Below are 16,885 nucleotides of genomic sequence, written 5' to 3'. Positions count from 1 at the left end.
CAAAAAGACACCACAACACCCGTAACTCCCTACAGCAATGAATACCGGTGGAATTCCCCCCCATTACTGGGTGTTATTCCCCAACAGTCGGTCCCCGGCAACCAGCGACACTTTCAATAGCCCAGCGCTTACTGGAGAAAATCAGGCTTTCCACGCTTTTTTGGCAAACTGGCAGAGTAATTGCTAATTCGTACAGCATAGGGAAATCGTGTATTTACTACAGCGATTATCAAAAAGACACGTTATAGGGAGGAACAATTTTAATTACCACTATTCCATTTGTGCGCACGTTGCACCGCGTGAGCTATGGCATTTATTTAATATCAAACCAAAACTTCATGACTAACACCCTCAATACTTTTTCTTGCAATATCATTCCGCCCGGAATAGATATAGACAACTTTTCTCATTTAGTACTCATGATCAAATAAACCCATCGAGCACTTACACTTCCCTTCGCACACTCCCGAACCTGGGTATATATCCCCCCCTATATTGGTGAATATTAATTCGGTAGCTTCGTGCGCGATACCATCCCTGGCCGCGCGGCCCGCATTCTGAATACCCCGGCGGCTATTTGTGTCTAATTATTTCATAACAGGCACAACAACTGCTTTGTACGCCTCAGGCTCAAGGAAATGTCTCTCGCTATTGCGCCCGTAACCGGCCGACGCAACGCAGGTGAAAGCATCCGAACGGCAAGTGTCGACCGTACACAGGCACTCAATCCGCTGGATCGAGCCCAATTTCACGGCTTTGCGTTTTTCTTGCGCAGGATTCAGCGCATCAGCAGATCTGCGATCTCGATTGGCCGGCAATTGGTCCTGCAAGATTCTGGAGTGAGCCATGAGCTTATCTTTGTACGAAAAAACGCTCGCCATACCGCTGCTATCTCACAAACGATTCAACGGCATCTTCAGTCGCCATGCCCTGCTTGCCAGTGCCGTCGCTGTCGCGCTGACCATTGCTGGTGGTGGAGATGCATTTGCCAAAAACGGTGCTGGCGGTGGTGGCGGGACTGCCAAGCCCCCGGGGGTGCCCTCGCCGTTCTCGACACCCACACTGCCTGACCCGGTTTTTACAAACCCGACTGCGATTAACGGGTTTGACGTTACCGGCTTTATCCAGAACATGACGCTGGACACCACCAATGCGAATTGCCCCAATACCAGCGACCCGGGCCGCTTTGGGGGGACCGTCCAGTTGAACGGCGTCACGATTATTGTCCCTTGCAACACCATCATGCAGATGCCGGCCAACACCCTGACCTGGGCCGACTTCGTCAGGGGTGGAACCCTGGCGCTCGGAAAATCAGCGGCGGCCTACCCCTCGTTCGAGATTCATGTGGTAGGCAATAGCGTTTCCAACAAGCAGATTGCCGGGCTGATCTTTGTCTCCCAGCAATCAGTCAACGCGGGGAGCGGTTTCATCACCCGGATCGACTACACCAACGGCAACCTCGAAGTTGACAGCGGGAACCCGAAACAACCCACGATTATTCAGATCAACGATCCGAACGGACGTTTTGGCCGTGCCCAAAGCCCCGACCCACGGTTCTCCGTCGATGATGCCAACCCGACCATCCATGCCGCCACCGGCTACCCGATGTGCGTGCCACGCACGATTTCCGGGGACGATGCACTCTGCCCACAGAAAAACCGGCCAAAAGTGGTCACCCCGACCACGACCAACAACTGCCGCAATTTCAGCCAGGCAGGTGTCACGCTTCCGGCCAGTGGGGAACTCTCGGGGCCAGCAGTGGGGCAGGTTTATTGCAGCCAGTACGTCATGAAGAGATTCAGCGATGCTACACGCACGTCGACGGACCCCGACCCGACACAACAGGCCCCCTTCGAAGTCGGCGACTTCATCAGTTGGTCCGGTACCCTGTTCAAGTCAGCAACAACGGGCGCCCCGGACTTCATCTCTGCGCACACGATCGAGGCGAATGTCGGGATATACACTCAGCCTGGTTCACAGCCCAGCTACATGGCTATCGGGGAATTTGGCATCGGTACGGCCGACCCGGCCGCAACGGCCATCAGCGGAGTAGCCCAGGAGACGCAGGACCGGATTTTCCTAGAAGCCTCGACCACCGACATCAAGACCCCGGTCGACATCTATCTGATAGATGTCAATCCATCGACAGGTGTGCAAACCAATCGCTGGATTACACCCTATGAGATGACAGGTGAATGCAACCCTGCGCTGGGTCTTGCGGCCAGTTGCCTGGGAGCCTCGGGGGGTATTACCACACAGAACACGGGCCCTCAGCCACAACGAGCCAGATTACGTGCGACCAAAGCGCCCGCCGGGCTTCTTAGCCAGCCGACACGAACCTTGCGTGTCTTGGCGCGGTCACTTTGCGTTCCACAGCAGAGCCTGTCCCAGACCGCTGTGGACAGTTGCATCCAGAATGCGGCCAGGTCGACTGTCGCCAATGGACTGACTGCCGGACAGTATGTGGCGCCGGTGTTTGAGTTCATCTTTCCGGAAGGCGTCAAGCCTGGCGATCCAGTGGTGCCTAACGACTTCTGGCACCTGCCATTCATACGTAACGGCGAAGGCGTGAGCACCCCGACGGGTGTAGGCCCCCTGGATCCGACGCCCTGGTGATCAAAGCCTGACCACCGCGCAAAAAAAAACGCCGCTCCGGGAGGAAGCGGCGTTTTTTTGAAGTACTGCGTTAAGACTTAGTAACCCAGCGCGAAGTCTTCTTCTTTCATGTCCATCAGGTTATTGGCGCCCGACAGCATGGTTGCCACGTGAGTGCGGGTACGCGGCAGGATGCGCTGGAAGTAGAAACGCGCAGTCTGCAGCTTGGCGGTGTAGAACGCCTCTTCGGTGGTGCCTGCAGCCAGTTTTTCGGCAGCCAGACGCGCCATGTCAGCCCAGAAGTAGGCCAGGCAGGCGTAACCGGAGTACATCAGGTAGTCCACGGAGGCGGCACCGACTTCTTCGCGATCCTTCATGGCGGCCATACCGACCTTCATGGTCAGCTCACCCCATTCCTTGTTCAGTGCAGCCAGCGGTGCGACGAATTCCTTGACCGCTTCGTTGCCTTCGTTGTTCTGGCAGAACTTGTGGACGATCTTGGTGAAGCCTTTCAGGGCCTCGCCTTGAGTCATCAGCACTTTACGGCCCAGCAGGTCGAGTGCCTGGATACCGGTGGTGCCTTCGTACAGCATCGAAATGCGGCTGTCGCGAACGTTCTGCTCCATGCCCCACTCGGCGATGAAACCGTGGCCGCCGTAGATTTGCACGCCGTGGTTGGCCGATTCGAAACCGAGTTCGGTCATGAAGGCTTTGGCGATTGGCGTCATGAACGCCAGCAGAGCGTCGGCTTTCTTCTTCTCTTCTTCGTCTACGCCGTACTTGACGATGTCGACTTGCTTGGCGGTGAAGTAAACCATCGCACGGTTGCCTTCGGCGAAGGCCTTCATGGTCAACAGCATGCGACGTACATCAGGGTGCACGATGATCGGGTCAGCGGCTTTGTCCGGCGCTTTCGGGCCGGTCAGCGAGCGCATTTGCAGGCGATCGCGAGCGTATTTCAGGCCGCCCTGGAAGCCGATTTCGGCGTGGGCCAAACCTTGCAGCGCGGTCCCCAGACGTGCGGTGTTCATGAAGGTGAACATGCAGTTCAGGCCTTTGTTCGCCGGGCCGATCAGGAAACCGGTGGCCGCGTCGAAGTTCATCACGCAAGTGGCGTTGCCGTGGATGCCCATCTTGTGTTCCAGGGAACCACAGGACACCGCGTTACGCGCACCGATCGAACCGTCTTCGTTCGGCAGGAATTTCGGCACGATGAACAGCGAGATGCCTTTGGTGCCGGCCGGTGCATCCGGCAGGCGGGCCAGCACGATGTGGACGATGTTATCGGCCATGTCGTGTTCACCGGCCGAGATGAAGATCTTGGTGCCGGACACTTTGTAGGTACCGTCGGCCTGAGGCTCGGCCTTGGTGCGCAGCATGCCCAGGTCGGTGCCGCAGTGCGGTTCGGTCAGGCACATGGTGCCGGTCCATTCGCCGGACACCAGCTTGGTCAGGTAGGCGTGCTGCTGCTCTGGAGTGCCGTGCTCGGAGATGGTGTTCATCGCGCCATGGGACAGGCCTGGGTACATGCCCCACGACCAGTTGGCTTCGCCGACCATTTCGCTCACCGCCAGACCCAGGGACTCCGGCAGGCCCTGGCCGCCGTGTTCCATGTCGTGGGCCAGGCTTGGCCAGCCGCCTTCGACGAATTGCTTGTAGGCTTCTTTGAAACCGGTCGGGGTCTTAACGCCGGACTCGCTCCAGGTGCAGCCTTCGATGTCACCCACGCGGTTCAGCGGAGCCAGCACCTGCTCACAAAACTTGGCGCCTTCTTCGAGAATGGCGTCAACCATATCCGGAGTTGCGTCTGCGCAAGCCGGAAGGCTCTGATAGTGCGCTTCGTAGCCGAGCAGTTCGTCACGAACGAAGCGAATATCACGCAAGGGGGCCTTGTAGTCAGGCATAGCGATAAACCTCTGCTGATGTAACCGGGAATGAGCGACCGTGTCGATTTGCTGCGACGGTCAAACAGTTGTTTGAAACATACGTTTACGCCGAAATCTTGTCAAGCGTCGATCTTTTGCCGTTGGTCATCACTTCACGGGTATGCAGGACGCAGCCGTGCGCAACGCCGTTGACCGAACAACGCGCCGTATCGAAAGATTATTTTTGGGGAGAAGGACTTACGCAGAAAAACGCCGCGAATGTTCGCGGCGTTCCGGGGGCCGATTCAGCGGGGAATCAGGCGAACGTATCGATCAGCGTACCGAGCATTTCATCGGATGCCTTGGCGACTTTCGCCCCAAGCTCCACCTGAAATTTGCCTTGGGACATGTCGACCACGTTGCTGGCCAGGTCCGATTGCTGACTGCGATCAACCGACAGCAAGCGATCGACTTGCGCTTCGGAGGACTGGCTGGTCACCGAACGCTCGATCGTCGTGTTGGCGATCTGGCCGGCGGCTTGATCGACACGGTTCTGCCCTGCCTGAATAGTGCTCAGACCGGCGTAAAAAGCGGTGCTTCCTGAGATTTCCATGGGAGAAACCGTCCCTGCGAAGGATCAACAGTGAGCATTGAACCAGAGGCGCCGGGAAAACACCCGACAAAAACACTAATGGCACAGTGCCTTGTCATAGGCAACGCCTAGTCAAGCAGATCCAGTTGAAGGTGCTCTGCCACCGCCTCGGCCGTCACCGCCTTGAGTTTCGGCACACGCCCCAGGCAAGGCGCCGGAATTCGTTCGGCGAGGGTGGCCAGGTTTTCTTCCAGGCGCGAAGTCTTCGGATCGATGATGTTGGCCACCCAGCCTGCCAGTTGCAAACCGTCTCGGGCAATCGCCTCGGCGGTCAGCAACGCATGGCTGATGCAACCCAGGCGCACACCGACCACCAGAATCACCGGCAGGTCCAGCGCCATCGCCAGATCGGACAGATTGGCCTGGTCCGCCAACGGAACGCGCCAACCGCCGGCGCCTTCGATCAGGGTGAAATCGGCCTGCATATCGAGAATCTGCCGCATCGGCGCCAACAAGGACTGCACCGTCAAAGCAACGCCCGCCTCACGGGCAGCCAGGTGCGGAGCGATGGCCGGCTCGAACGCCACCGGGTTGACCTGTGCATAAGTCAACGGCAGTGAACATTCCGCCAGCAGCGCCAGCGCATCGGCATTACGCAAGCCCTTGGGCGTAACCTCGCAACCGGAAGCGACCGGCTTGCCCGCCGCCGTACTCAGGCCCGCCGAACGCGCCGCATGCAGCAACCCGGCGGCCACCGTGGTCTTGCCGACATCGGTGTCGGTGCCGGTGATGAAATAGGCTGCGCTCATAAGGGTTTCTCCAAAACGGCGTACACCACCTGATAAGTCGCCGGCAGTCCCTGGGCCTGACGAAACTGCTCATAAGCCTCGATCAAACCCAGAATCCGCGCCCGGCCGGTCAAACCGCCCGGCCGACCAGGGTTCAGATTATGCGCCCCCAGCGCCTTGAGCTCATGGGTCAGGCTGCGCACATCGGGGTAATGCAAAACATGGGGACGGGTTTCCAGACTGAGCGCCTGCAAACCACTGGCCGCACACAGCTGTTGATAAACGGCGAACTCGCGGAAGCGGTTGACATGGACCATACCGTCCACCTGCCGCCAACTGTCACGCAGTTCAAACAACGTACCCACACACAGACTAGCAAATGCGAAAACACCGCCCGGTTTCAGCACGCGCCGGGCCTCGCTGAGCACCGAGGCGAAGTCCTCGCACCACTGCACTGCCAGGCTGGAGTAGACCAGGTCGCAGGTCGAATCTCGCAGCGGCAAACGCTCGGCATCACCCGCGATGAAATGCGTGGCGCCGCCCAACGGCCGGGCATGGTTGAGCATGCCTTCGGCAATATCCAGCGCCACGCCGTGACTGGTGGGGAACCGCTCGCCCAGCGCACGGCTGAAATGCCCGGTGCCACACCCCATGTCCAGCCAGCGCCCCGGCACGAAATCATCCGGCAAACGACGCAGCAATTGGCTGCCGACGTCACGCTGCAACTCGGCCACGCTGTCGTAGCTCGCCGCTGCACGGGAGAAGGAAGCGGCTACCTGGCGCTTGTCGGGCAAACCGCCGGATAGAGTGGGAAGGGATAAATCAGTCATCACCGGACTCATGCAAAAAAGCCTGGATCGCCCCCGCCACACCGTGGGGGTCTTCCAGAAGAAACGCGTGGCTGGCCTGTTCAATCAGACCGATTTCGATATCCGGCAGCAACGCCAGCAAGTCTCCCGCCGCTTCGGCCGGCACCAGCCCGTCGAGGCCGGCGAACAAATGCAGTTGCGGACCGCGAAATGCTTGCAACGCTGGCCGGGTGTCCAGTTGTGCAAGCAACTCCAGGCCACTCATCAACACTGGCGCCGCCGTATGGGGCGCACCACCGAGCAACAATCGCGACAAACCGCGCGGGTCTACGGCGCCTTGCGCACAGAGCAGTGAAAAGCGCTTCAACGTCATGCGTGGGTCGGTTGCACAGCCCGCCAGAAACGCATCGAAGGTTTCACCGGGCATCGCACTGGGCCAGTGTTCGTGGGCGACAAAGGACGGGTTGCTCGCCAGGGTCAGCAAGCCGCAGCAGCGATCACCGCGACGCGCCGCCAATTCGCCAGCGAGCATGCCGCCCAGTGACCAACCGCCAAGCCAGGCATCCTGTGGCACCGTCGAATCGAGTTCGTCGAGCCATTCTTCAAGATCACTCGACTCCAGCTCCGGCAACGGCTCGATCTCGACACGCAGGTGCTCATCCAGACCTTGCAACGCCGCAGCCAAGGGTTCCAGCGGTGAAACGCCGAGCCCCCAACCGGGCAGCAGAATCAGTCGATCACGCATGGCTTGGCTCCGGTCCCAGTTGCTGAAAACAATCGGCCAGTCCCTCTAACAATAGCTGCACCTGCGCCTCGCTATGGGCGGCGGTCAGGGTCACGCGCAAACGGGCGCTGCCGGCGGGCACGGTCGGCGGGCGGATCGCGGTCACCATCAGGCCGCGCTCGCGCAACATCTGCGACAGACGCACCGCACGCCCGGCGTCGCCCACCATGATCGGCTGGATCGGCGTGAAGCTGTCCATCAACTCCAGGCCGATCTGCTCGGCGCCCCGACGGAATTGGCTGATCAGCGTTTTCAGATGCTCACGTCGCCAATGTTCACTGCGCAGCAGCTCCAGACTTTTCAGCGTGGCGCAGGCCAGGGCCGGTGGCTGGCTGGTGGTGTAGATGTAAGGGCGGGCGAACTGGATCAGGCTTTCGATCAGCTCCTCGCTGCCAGCGACAAAGGCGCCTGCGGTGCCGAACGCCTTGCCGAGGGTACCGACCAGCACTGGCACATCATCCTGGCTCAGGCCGAAATGCTCGACGATGCCGCCGCCGTTGGCCCCCAGAGGACCGAAACCATGGGCGTCATCGACCATCAGCCACGCGCCTTTGGCCTTGGCTTCCCGGGCCAGCGCCGGCAAGTCGGCGATGTCGCCGTCCATGCTGAACACGCCATCGGTGACCACCAGGGTATTGCCGGTCGCCTTCTCAAGACGCTTGGCCAGACTCGCCGCGTCGTTGTGCAGGTAGCGATTGAAACGCGCGCCAGACAACAGCCCGGCATCCAACAACGATGCGTGATTGAGCCGGTCTTCGAGCACCGTATCGCCCTGCCCCACCAGCGCCGTCACCGCGCCGAGGTTGGCCATGTAACCGGTGGTGAACAGCAAGGCACGCGGGCGCCCGGTCAGGTCAGCCAGGGCTTCTTCCAGCGCGTGATGCGGGCCACTGTGGCCGATCACCAAATGCGAGGCCCCGCCACCGACGCCCCACTTCGACGCGCCAGCGCGCCAGGCTTCGATCACTTGCGGGTGATTGGCCAGGCCCAGGTAATCGTTGTTGCAGAACGCCAGCAACGGCTGACCATCGACCACCACTTGCGGGCCTTGCGGGGTCTCAAGCAGCGGGCGCTGGCGGTAGAGGTTTTCGGCACGACGGGCAGCAAGGCGTGCGGCGAGATCGAAAGACATGCAGGCCTCGGGGATCAGGTTTCAGAAGCAATCGCAGTTCCATGTGGGAGCGGGCTTGCTCGCGATGGGCTTTAGGACGCCGCGGGGTATCAGATGTCCCGTGTCATCGTTGACGACCATCGCGACGGTGCGACGATTCGACAGGCTCGCTCCTACAGGGTTTTGCATTCCAGCAATGGAACAGGCGCCGTGATTAAACCGCCGCGTTATAAAACTGCTCGCTGCTCTTCTGCTCCACCAGCGCCTGTTCGATGGCGGCCTGATGAACTTCGTCGGCGTGCTCTTCGCGGGCTTCCGGCAGGATGCCCAGACGCGAGAACAGCTGCATGTCCTTGTCGGCCTGCGGGTTGGCGGTGGTCAGCAATTTCTCGCCGTAGAAAATCGAGTTGGCGCCGGCGAAGAACGCCAGGGCCTGCATCTGCTCGTTCATCGCTTCGCGGCCGGCGGACAGGCGCACGTGGGACTTCGGCATCAGGATCCGGGCAACGGCGAGCATGCGAATGAAGTCGAACGGGTCGACGTCGTCGGCATTTTCCAGCGGTGTGCCGGCGACTTTCACCAGCATGTTGATCGGCACCGACTCCGGATGCTCCGGCAGGTTGGCCAGCTGGATCAGCAGGTTGGCGCGGTCGTCGAGGGACTCGCCCATGCCGAGAATGCCGCCGGAGCAGATTTTCATCCCCGAATCACGTACGTACGCCAGGGTTTGCAGGCGTTCGCTGTAGGTGCGGGTGGTGATGATGCTGCCGTAGAACTCGGGCGAGGTATCGAGGTTGTGGTTGTAGTAGTCGAGGCCGGCCTTGGCCAGGGCTTCGGTCTGCTCCTGATCCAGGCGACCGAGGGTCATGCAGGTTTCCAGGCCCAGGGCTTTTACGCCTTCGACCATTTTCAGCACGTAGGGCATGTCTTTGGCCGACGGGTGTTTCCACGCCGCGCCCATGCAGAAACGGGTCGAACCGATGGCCTTGGCGCGTGCAGCCTCTTCGAGGACCTTCTGCACTTCCATCAGTTTTTCTTTTTCCAGGCCGGTGTTGTAGTGACCGGACTGTGGGCAATATTTGCAATCTTCCGGGCAGGCGCCGGTTTTGATCGACAGCAGGGTCGACACCTGAACACGGTTGGCGTCGAAATGCGCACGGTGCACCGTCTGAGCCTGGAACAACAGGTCGTTGAATGGCTGAACGAAGAGTGCTTTGACTTCGGCCAAAGACCAGTCATGACGCAGGGTTGCCGAGGTGCTGGCGCTCATGGGTGCTTCCTTTTTATGCTTGGACAGGCGGCTGGGGATGGAATCGCAGTCGCATCAAGATGTTTCGGCATATTTAAGGAAGAGCGATGCACTGTCAACCTCGATACCAAGGACCGGTTTACATCTGGTTAAAAAACAAACAATCCTGCCTGCTCTGTGATGAACCCGCCGATGGCACCACGCCCATCTGCGTCAGCTGCGAAACCGAGCTGCCCTGGCTCGGCGATCATTGCCAGACCTGTGCCCTGCCCATGCCGGCTTCGGGCCTCGAGTGCGGCCAATGCCTGCACCGGCCTCCCGCCTTTAAACAGGTGATCGCACCCTGGACTTATGGATTCCCGATCGACAGCCTGATTACCCGTTTCAAACACAACGCGAAATGGCCCTATGGTCACCTGCTCGGCGAACTTCTCGCCCAATCGCTGCAACATCGCTTCGACGACGACCTGGCGCGCCCCGATGCGCTGGTACCTGTACCGATGGCCAACCGGCGTCTGCGCCAACGGGGGTTCAATCAGGCCGCCATGCTGGCGCGCTGGCTCAGCGCCCACCTTGATATACCTTCCGATGAACGGTTGCTGCTCAGACCCCACGATACGGACGCTCAACAAGACCTGAATGCCGAGGCGCGCAAAAAAAACCTGCGCAATGCCTTCGCCCTGGCCGCCGACGCTTCGCCAAAAGGACGCCACCTGGCACTGGTGGACGATGTCCTGACCACCGGCGCCACCGCGCAAGCCATCGCACGCCTGCTGATGGACGCGGGCGCCAGGCAGGTCGACGTCTATTGCCTGGCACGCACGCCCAAACCTGGCGAGTCGCCGTGACTTGACTCCCGCGCCCCGAGCCGCCAACGTCCGCATCATCGTCACAGCCCATAGCGCCTTGCCATGTCCTTGCCTACATTGTTGTCCCAGCACATTGTCCGCCGCCCGCAGCGCATTGCCCTGTTGCAACACATCGCCGAACAGGGGTCGATCACCCGCGCGGCGAAAAGCGCGGGCCTGAGCTACAAGGCGGCCTGGGACGCGATTGACGAGCTGAACAACCTCGCGCAGAAACCACTGGTGGAACGCAGCGTCGGCGGCAAGGGCGGTGGCGGCGCCAAACTGTCCGCCGAAGGGGAGCGGGTCTTGCGCCTCTATCAAAAACTGCAGGCGTTGCAGGCCCAGGTCCTGGAAGCGGCTGAAGAAGCCAGCGACCTCGACCTGCTCGGTCGCCTGATGCTCAGGACCAGCGCACGCAATCAGTTGCACGGCAAGGTGGTGGCCATTGAAACCCAAGGGCATAACGACCGGGTTCGCCTTGAGCTGGCCAAAGGCTTGAGCCTCGATGCGCAAATTACCCACGACAGCACCCTGCGCCTGGACCTGCAAACCGGCACTGAAGTCGTGGCCCTGATCAAGGCCGGCTGGCTCGAACTGCTCGGCAGCGACGATGCAGCAACACCCGGACACAATTGCCTGGAGGGCGTCATCGACCAGATCCTCGATGCCGAAGACGGTCCCTGCGAAGTGCGCATCGGCCTGCCCAATGGCCAGACCCTCTGCGCCCTGGCCGAATCCCGGCATTTGCAATCACGCCAGCTGGGCACCGGCAAATCGGTACGCGTGCAGTTCTCGCCGTCCAACGTCTTGCTCGGCACGCCGCTGTAAAGACAACTGAAACAAAAGCTTCATCCCCCATCATTAAGGTGACTGCAAAATTCGCAGGGAGCCTGATGTGAGCCTATTAGAAGACAACCAACCCACCGACCTCGAACAAATGGTCGGCCTCAGCCGTCGCGGTTTCATCAGCGCGGGCGCCCTGTGCGGTGCCGCCATGTTTCTCGGCGGCAACCTGTTGAGCCGTAGTGTGCTGGCCGCTGGAGTCAGCGCCGGCAACAGCCAATTGCTGGGTTTCGACAGCATCCCCGCCGCCACCAGCGATGCGATCTCCCTGCCGCCTGGCTACAAATCCTCGGTACTGATCAGCTGGGGCCAGCCCCTGCAGAAAAACGGTCCGGCCTTCGACCCCAGCGGCAATGGCACGGCCGAGCATCAGGAAGTGCAGTTCGGCGACAACAACGACGGTATGAGCCTGTTTGAATTCCCCGGTGAAAAAGACCGGGCGCTGATGGCGATCAATAACGAATACACCAACTACCGCTACCTCTATCCCCACGGCGGCATGCCGCAGTCGGCGCATGACGTGCGCAAGGCACTGGCCTGCGAAGGCGTGTCGGTGATCGAAGTGCAGCGCAAGAACGGTCACTGGCAGTTCGTCCAGGGCTCGCACTACAACCGACGCATCCACGGCAATTCGCCGATCAGCCTGAGCGGCCCGGCAGCGGGTCACGACCTGTTGAAAACCAGCGCCGACCCGTATGGCAAGAACGTCCTCGGGACGTTCCAGAACTGCGCCAACGGCAAGACGCCGTGGGGCACGTATCTGACCTGCGAAGAGAACTTCACCGACTGCTTCGGCAGCAGCGATGCCGAACAGAAATTCGATGCCGCACAGAAGCGCTACGGCGCGGTGGCGACCAGCAAAGAAATCAACTGGCACCCGCACAACGAGCGCTTCGACCTGGCCAAGAACCCCAACGAACTCAACCGTCACGGCTGGGTGGTGGAGATCGACCCGTTCGACCCGAAATCGACCCCGGTCAAACGCACCGCACTGGGCCGCTTCAAACATGAAAACGCGGCCCTGGCGGAAACCGGCGACGGTCGTGCCGTGGTGTACATGGGCGACGATGAACGCGGCGAGTTCATCTACAAATTCGTCAGCCGCGACAAGATCGACCACAAGAATCCCAAGGCCAACCGCGACCTGCTGGACCACGGCACCTTGTACGTGGCGCGTTTCGACGCCGGCGACGGCAATGCTGATCACCCCAAAGGCCAGGGCGAATGGATCGAACTGACCCACGGCAAGAACGGCATCGACGCCAGCAGCGGTTTTGCCGATCAGGCTGAGGTGCTCATTCATGCACGCCTGGCCGCCAGCGTGGTGCAAGCCACGCGCATGGACCGCCCGGAATGGATCGTCGTCAGTCCCATGGATGGCCAGGTTTATTGCACACTGACCAACAACGCCAAACGCGGCGAAGACAGCCAGCCGGTAGGCGGTCCGAACCCGCGGGAGAAGAACGTCTACGGGCAAATCCTGCGCTGGCGCACCGACCGCGATGACCATGGCGCGAACACGTTCGCCTGGGACTTGTTTGTCGTAGCGGGCAACCCGCAGGTGCACGCCGGGACGCCGAAGGCTGGATCGTCGAACATCACGGCCCAGAACATGTTCAACAGCCCCGATGGATTGGGTTTCGACAAGGCCGGGCGCTTGTGGATTCTGACCGACGGCGACATGAGCAATGCCGGCGACTTTGCGGGCATGGGCAACAACCAGATGCTCTGTGCCGACCCGCAGACGGGTGAGATTCGCCGCTTCATGGTCGGGCCGATTGGTTGCGAGGTGACGGGGATCAGCTTCTCGCCGGATCAAAAGACGCTGTTCGTCGGGATTCAGCATCCTGGCGAAAACGGCGGATCGACCTTCCCCGAGCATTTGCCGAACGGTAAACCGCGGTCTTCGGTGATGGCGATTACCCGAGAGGATGGCGGGGTCGTCGGCGCCTGATAAGGCCTCATCGCGAGCAGGCTCGCTCCCATATGGGCAACACCGAACCTGGGGAGCTTGCTCGCGATGACGTCGGCCCAAACCACACACATCTCAAGCCCAGTCACTCAAGAAGTCCCGTCTGCGCTACCATGCATGGCCGGACGCGGCAGCCTGCTGCGCGCAGGAGTCAGCATGGCCCACCCGTTTGAAACACTCACCCCAGACCTCGTGCTCGATGCCGTCGAAAGCATCGGCTTTCTCAGCGACGCGCGCATTCTGGCGCTCAACAGCTATGAGAACCGCGTCTATCAAGTCGGCATCGAAGACTCCGAGCCGCTGATCGCCAAGTTCTACCGTCCGCAGCGCTGGACCAACGAAGCGATTCTCGAAGAACACCAGTTCACCTTCGAACTCGCCGACGTCGAGGTGCCGGTCGTCGCGCCGCTGATCCATAACGGTGAAACCCTGCACGAACACAACGGCTTTCGCTTCACCCTGTTCCCCCGCCGTGGTGGCCGTGCGCCGGAGCCAGGCAACCTCGATCAGTTGTATCGCCTCGGGCAACTGCTCGGTCGCCTGCACGCGGTGGGCGCGACCAAACCGTTCGTGCACCGTGAAGCACTGGGTGTGAAGAATTTCGGTTATGACTCGCTGACCACCTTGCTCGAAGGCAACTTCATCCCCCGCAGCCTGCTGCCGGCCTACGAGTCGGTGGCCCGTGATCTGCTCAAGCGCGTGAAAGAGGTCTACGACGCCACGCCACACCAGAACATCCGCATGCATGGCGACTGCCACCCCGGCAACATGATGTGCCGCGACGAAATGTTCCACATCGTCGACCTCGACGACTGCCGCATGGGCCCTGCGGTGCAGGACATCTGGATGATGCTGGCGGGGGATCGCCAGGATTGCCTCGGACAATTGTCGGAATTGATGGACGGTTACAACGAATTCCACGATTTCAACCCGCGCGAACTGGCCTTGATCGAACCACTGCGCGCCTTGCGCCTGATGCACTACAGCGCCTGGCTCGCCCGCCGCTGGGACGACCCGGCCTTCCCGCGCAGTTTTCCGTGGTTCGGGACGGAAAGGTATTGGGGCGATCAGGTGTTGGCATTGCGTGAACAACTCGCGGCACTCAACGAAGAACCGCTGAAACTTTTCTAAACAGCAGCGCCCCCTGCAGGAGCGAGCCTGCTCGCGATGGTTGTGAACGATAACGCGGGGAACCTGATACCCCACGGCGCCTTTGAGTTCATCGCGAGCAGGCTCGCTCCTACATCGATCAGCACATCAGGAAAAATCTCCTTACAATCCCCTCTTTGTTAGCTGCCTAAGCAAGGACTCTGCATGCAAGCTGCCAACCTCCGTCGGGGGTACATCCTGGGCCTGAGTGCCTACATCATCTGGGGAATTTTCCCGCTCTACTTCAAAGCCATCGCCAATGTGCCCGCCGTGGAGATCATCATCCACCGTGTGTTGTGGTCGGCGCTGTTCGGCTCTTTGCTGCTGATGGTCTGGAAACATCCGGGCTGGTGGCGCGAGCTGCGGGAGAACCCGAAACGACTGGCGATCCTGGCCCTGAGCGGCACGCTGATCGCCGCCAACTGGCTGACGTATGTCTGGTCGGTGAATAACGGACGCATGCTTGAAGCCAGCCTTGGCTATTACATCAACCCGCTGGTAAACGTGCTGCTGGGCATGTTGATCCTCGGCGAACGGCTACGGCGCATGCAGTGGATCGCCGTGGGTCTGGCGGCGATCGGTGTGGCGCAGCAGGTGTGGCAGGTAGGGAGCCTGCCGTGGGTGTCGCTGGTGTTGGCCCTGACCTTCGGTTGCTACGGGTTGATCCGCAAGCAGGCACCGGTCAAGGCATTGCCGGGGCTGGTGGTGGAGACCTGGATGCTGGTGCCGATTGCCGTCGCCTGGTTGCTGTTCAATCCGACCGCTGCGAGTACTCAACCTGAGTTCTGGACGACGTCCGAAGCCTGGTGGCTGGTCGCTGCCGGCCCGGTGACGCTGGTGCCGCTGGTCTGCTTCAACGCTGCTGCACGGCATTTGCCCTACACCACGCTGGGGTTTCTCCAGTACGTGGCACCGACATTGGTGTTGTTGCTGGCCGTGCTGCTGTTTGGCGAACACCTGTCGTCGAGTACGTTGCTGGCCTTCATCTTTATCTGGGCCGGCCTGGCCGTTTACAGCGTCGACGCATGGCTCAGCCTGCGCCGCCGAGGCTGATCAAAAAACGCACAAACCTCTGCAGGCCACGTCAATCGTGGCCTGCATCGTTTCTTCCCAAGGTTATCCACAGCCTGATCCCCGGCGAATGTGCGCAAGTCGCTGAAACTGTTGGTTTTTTGATCAATTCCTGAAAAGCCCCGGTCGGCGTGGCCTGGCGGGCTGTCTCTACAGGTTATCCACAGGCGGGTGCACGTTTAACTTGGATAACCCGATCAAGGCTCACTGCGCAGCACCAACTCCACCATCAGATCGTCGGCCAGGGTTTCCAGGCGCGACTGCAATACATCCAGGGACAAGGTCAACGGCACCGCGAGAATCGCTTCGGCGTGGAACAGCGGCTCACTGCTCATCGGAGCCGGCCGCACCTCAGTCACCAGCCGTTCCAGATTCACCCCCTGCTCACTCAACAGTCGAGTGATATCACGCACGATCCCCGGCCGGTCATTGCCTACCAGCTCCATGGCGATGGGTTTCCAGGTGCAGGATTGTTCGATGCCGCTTTCGGCGATCAAGACGCGAATGCCCTGGGCGGACAGGCCTTGCAGGGCATCGACCAACGCATCGTAGGCCTCTGCCGGCACGCCCACTCGAAGGATCCCGGCGAACTGCCCGGCCATGCGTGACATGCGGCTTTCCAGCCAGTTGCCGCCGTGCTCGGCAATGCATTGGGCAATGCGCTCGACCTGCCCTGGCTTGTCCGGTGCAAAAACGGTGAGTACGAGGTGGTCCATGGCGCAGCCCTCTGGTCATGACTTTTGTTATCGAAAACCAAGTATAGGCAAGGCACCGGAATCGGCTTGGCGCAGCTTTTCTGTGGCGAGGGAGCTTGCTCCCGCTCGACCGCGTAGCGGTCGTAAAAGCTTTTGGGCTTGATTCGCGAGCCAGTGGGAGCAAGCTCCCTCGCCACCAAAAAACAAAGCCCCATAGCCGTGCAGCAAAGATTATGTGTACAACTTTTTATATTTAACTGGAACAATCTCATAGTTTTTTGAGAACATCCCGATCCCCGGCGTGACTGCAATGCGTCATGGGGTCGCAGAACGACGTAATTAGTCTAATTTTCACAAGCGCAATTCATCATGTAGTATGCCGCAGCGCGCACTACATAACGTTGGATCGATGTCTGCCTCAGGCGCAGTCGCATCCCTGAAAGCCCCGTCAGCACGGCCTCCGCGCCGTTGATTGGTCCCCACCCAGCCGTCAGAAATGGCATGTACTGGTCCC

14 protein-coding genes are annotated in these 16,885 nt (G+C 60.3%); 6 read left to right on the top strand and 8 right to left on the bottom strand.

Annotated elements, in window-relative coordinates; translation table 11 throughout:
• The first annotated feature begins 846 nt into the window (after window positions 1-846).
• Complete coding sequence (locus ACVWYU_RS03325; protein WP_457371885.1) at window positions 847-2,616, top strand: hypothetical protein; 1,770 nt, start codon at window positions 847-849, stop codon at window positions 2,614-2,616.
• A gap of 77 nt (window positions 2,617-2,693) precedes the next feature.
• Here ACVWYU_RS03325 and ACVWYU_RS03320 read toward each other — a convergent pair whose 3' ends face one another.
• The 7 genes from ACVWYU_RS03320 to bioB all read right to left on the bottom strand — a co-directional run bounded on the left by ACVWYU_RS03320 (window position 2,694) and on the right by bioB (window position 9,814).
• Window positions 2,694-4,499, bottom strand: coding sequence for a phenylacyl-CoA dehydrogenase (locus ACVWYU_RS03320; RefSeq protein ID WP_457371884.1), 1,806 nt, complete (start codon window positions 4,497-4,499; stop codon window positions 2,694-2,696).
• A gap of 277 nt (window positions 4,500-4,776) precedes the next feature.
• The gene (locus ACVWYU_RS03315; protein WP_090325755.1) at window positions 4,777-5,073 is read right to left on the bottom strand and encodes a pyrroloquinoline quinone biosynthesis protein PqqE; all 297 of its coding nucleotides are present in this window, start codon (window positions 5,071-5,073) and stop codon (window positions 4,777-4,779) included.
• A 107-nt stretch (window positions 5,074-5,180) separates the two neighbouring features.
• On the bottom strand, window positions 5,181-5,861 hold the full coding sequence (gene bioD / locus ACVWYU_RS03310; RefSeq protein ID WP_090325756.1) for a dethiobiotin synthase: 681 nt from the start codon (window positions 5,859-5,861) through the stop codon (window positions 5,181-5,183).
• Entirely contained in the window at window positions 5,858-6,670 is an 813-nt protein-coding gene (bioC, locus tag ACVWYU_RS03305; RefSeq protein WP_390957441.1) for a malonyl-ACP O-methyltransferase BioC, read from the bottom strand. Before bioC ends, bioD begins: the two co-directional genes overlap by 4 nt.
• Window positions 6,663-7,394: an alpha/beta fold hydrolase gene (locus tag ACVWYU_RS03300; protein ID WP_457371883.1), complete on the bottom strand. Its 732-nt coding sequence runs from the start codon at window positions 7,392-7,394 to the stop codon at window positions 6,663-6,665. The genes bioC and ACVWYU_RS03300 overlap by 8 nt, the downstream gene beginning before the upstream one ends.
• The gene (bioF, locus tag ACVWYU_RS03295) at window positions 7,387-8,565 is read right to left on the bottom strand and encodes an 8-amino-7-oxononanoate synthase (RefSeq protein WP_248916652.1); all 1,179 of its coding nucleotides are present in this window, start codon (window positions 8,563-8,565) and stop codon (window positions 7,387-7,389) included. Before bioF ends, ACVWYU_RS03300 begins: the two co-directional genes overlap by 8 nt.
• 193 nt (window positions 8,566-8,758) lie before the next feature.
• Window positions 8,759-9,814 carry a biotin synthase BioB gene (bioB, locus tag ACVWYU_RS03290; protein ID WP_090325772.1) on the bottom strand — a complete coding sequence of 352 codons (1,056 nt, stop codon included), beginning with the start codon at window positions 9,812-9,814 and terminating at the stop codon, window positions 8,759-8,761.
• An 86-nt stretch (window positions 9,815-9,900) separates the two neighbouring features.
• Here bioB and ACVWYU_RS03285 point away from each other — a divergent pair, with 86 nt between their 5' ends.
• From ACVWYU_RS03285 to rarD, 5 genes are all read left to right on the top strand, one after another.
• Window positions 9,901-10,641: a phosphoribosyltransferase family protein gene (locus ACVWYU_RS03285; RefSeq protein WP_457371882.1), complete on the top strand. Its 741-nt coding sequence runs from the start codon at window positions 9,901-9,903 to the stop codon at window positions 10,639-10,641.
• A gap of 63 nt (window positions 10,642-10,704) precedes the next feature.
• Window positions 10,705-11,469: a TOBE domain-containing protein gene (locus ACVWYU_RS03280; RefSeq protein WP_457371881.1), complete on the top strand. Its 765-nt coding sequence runs from the start codon at window positions 10,705-10,707 to the stop codon at window positions 11,467-11,469.
• 67 nt (window positions 11,470-11,536) lie between these two features.
• The gene (locus tag ACVWYU_RS03275) at window positions 11,537-13,438 is read left to right on the top strand and encodes a PhoX family protein (protein WP_457371880.1); all 1,902 of its coding nucleotides are present in this window, start codon (window positions 11,537-11,539) and stop codon (window positions 13,436-13,438) included.
• A 174-nt stretch (window positions 13,439-13,612) separates the two neighbouring features.
• Window positions 13,613-14,587 (top strand): serine/threonine protein kinase, encoded by a 975-nt coding sequence (locus ACVWYU_RS03270; protein ID WP_457371879.1) that lies wholly within the window; start codon window positions 13,613-13,615, stop codon window positions 14,585-14,587.
• Between the two features lie 183 nt (window positions 14,588-14,770).
• Window positions 14,771-15,658, top strand: coding sequence for an EamA family transporter RarD (rarD, locus tag ACVWYU_RS03265; protein WP_390957446.1), 888 nt, complete (start codon window positions 14,771-14,773; stop codon window positions 15,656-15,658).
• Window positions 15,659-15,873: 215 nt separating this feature from the next.
• Here rarD and ACVWYU_RS03260 read toward each other — a convergent pair whose 3' ends face one another.
• A complete protein-coding gene (locus ACVWYU_RS03260; RefSeq protein WP_090325785.1) occupies window positions 15,874-16,392 on the bottom strand; it encodes a glycine cleavage system protein R in 519 nt (172 codons plus the stop codon).
• Window positions 16,393-16,885: the final 493 nt, after the last annotated feature.

It is taken from the genome of Pseudomonas sp. TE12234 (genome assembly GCF_054061835.1).
This window is presented reverse-complemented; position numbering and strand designations above follow the sequence as displayed.

Coding starts and splice junctions, on each gene's coding strand:
- ACVWYU_RS03315 (WP_090325755.1), bottom strand. CDS start 5,073: ATGGAAATCTCAGGAAGCACCGCTTTTTACGCCGGTCTGAGCACTATT.
- bioC (WP_390957441.1), bottom strand. CDS start 6,670: ATGACTGATTTATCCCTTCCCACTCTATCCGGCGGTTTGCCCGACAAG.
- rarD (WP_390957446.1), top strand. CDS start 14,771: ATGCAAGCTGCCAACCTCCGTCGGGGGTACATCCTGGGCCTGAGTGCC.
- bioB (WP_090325772.1), bottom strand. CDS start 9,814: ATGAGCGCCAGCACCTCGGCAACCCTGCGTCATGACTGGTCTTTGGCC.
- ACVWYU_RS03260 (WP_090325785.1), bottom strand. CDS start 16,392: ATGGACCACCTCGTACTCACCGTTTTTGCACCGGACAAGCCAGGGCAG.
- ACVWYU_RS03270 (WP_457371879.1), top strand. CDS start 13,613: ATGGCCCACCCGTTTGAAACACTCACCCCAGACCTCGTGCTCGATGCC.
- ACVWYU_RS03325 (WP_457371885.1), top strand. CDS start 847: ATGAGCTTATCTTTGTACGAAAAAACGCTCGCCATACCGCTGCTATCT.
- ACVWYU_RS03320 (WP_457371884.1), bottom strand. CDS start 4,499: ATGCCTGACTACAAGGCCCCCTTGCGTGATATTCGCTTCGTTCGTGAC.
- ACVWYU_RS03285 (WP_457371882.1), top strand. CDS start 9,901: ATGCACTGTCAACCTCGATACCAAGGACCGGTTTACATCTGGTTAAAA.
- ACVWYU_RS03300 (WP_457371883.1), bottom strand. CDS start 7,394: ATGCGTGATCGACTGATTCTGCTGCCCGGTTGGGGGCTCGGCGTTTCA.
- bioD (WP_090325756.1), bottom strand. CDS start 5,861: ATGAGCGCAGCCTATTTCATCACCGGCACCGACACCGATGTCGGCAAG.
- ACVWYU_RS03280 (WP_457371881.1), top strand. CDS start 10,705: ATGTCCTTGCCTACATTGTTGTCCCAGCACATTGTCCGCCGCCCGCAG.
- bioF (WP_248916652.1), bottom strand. CDS start 8,565: ATGTCTTTCGATCTCGCCGCACGCCTTGCTGCCCGTCGTGCCGAAAAC.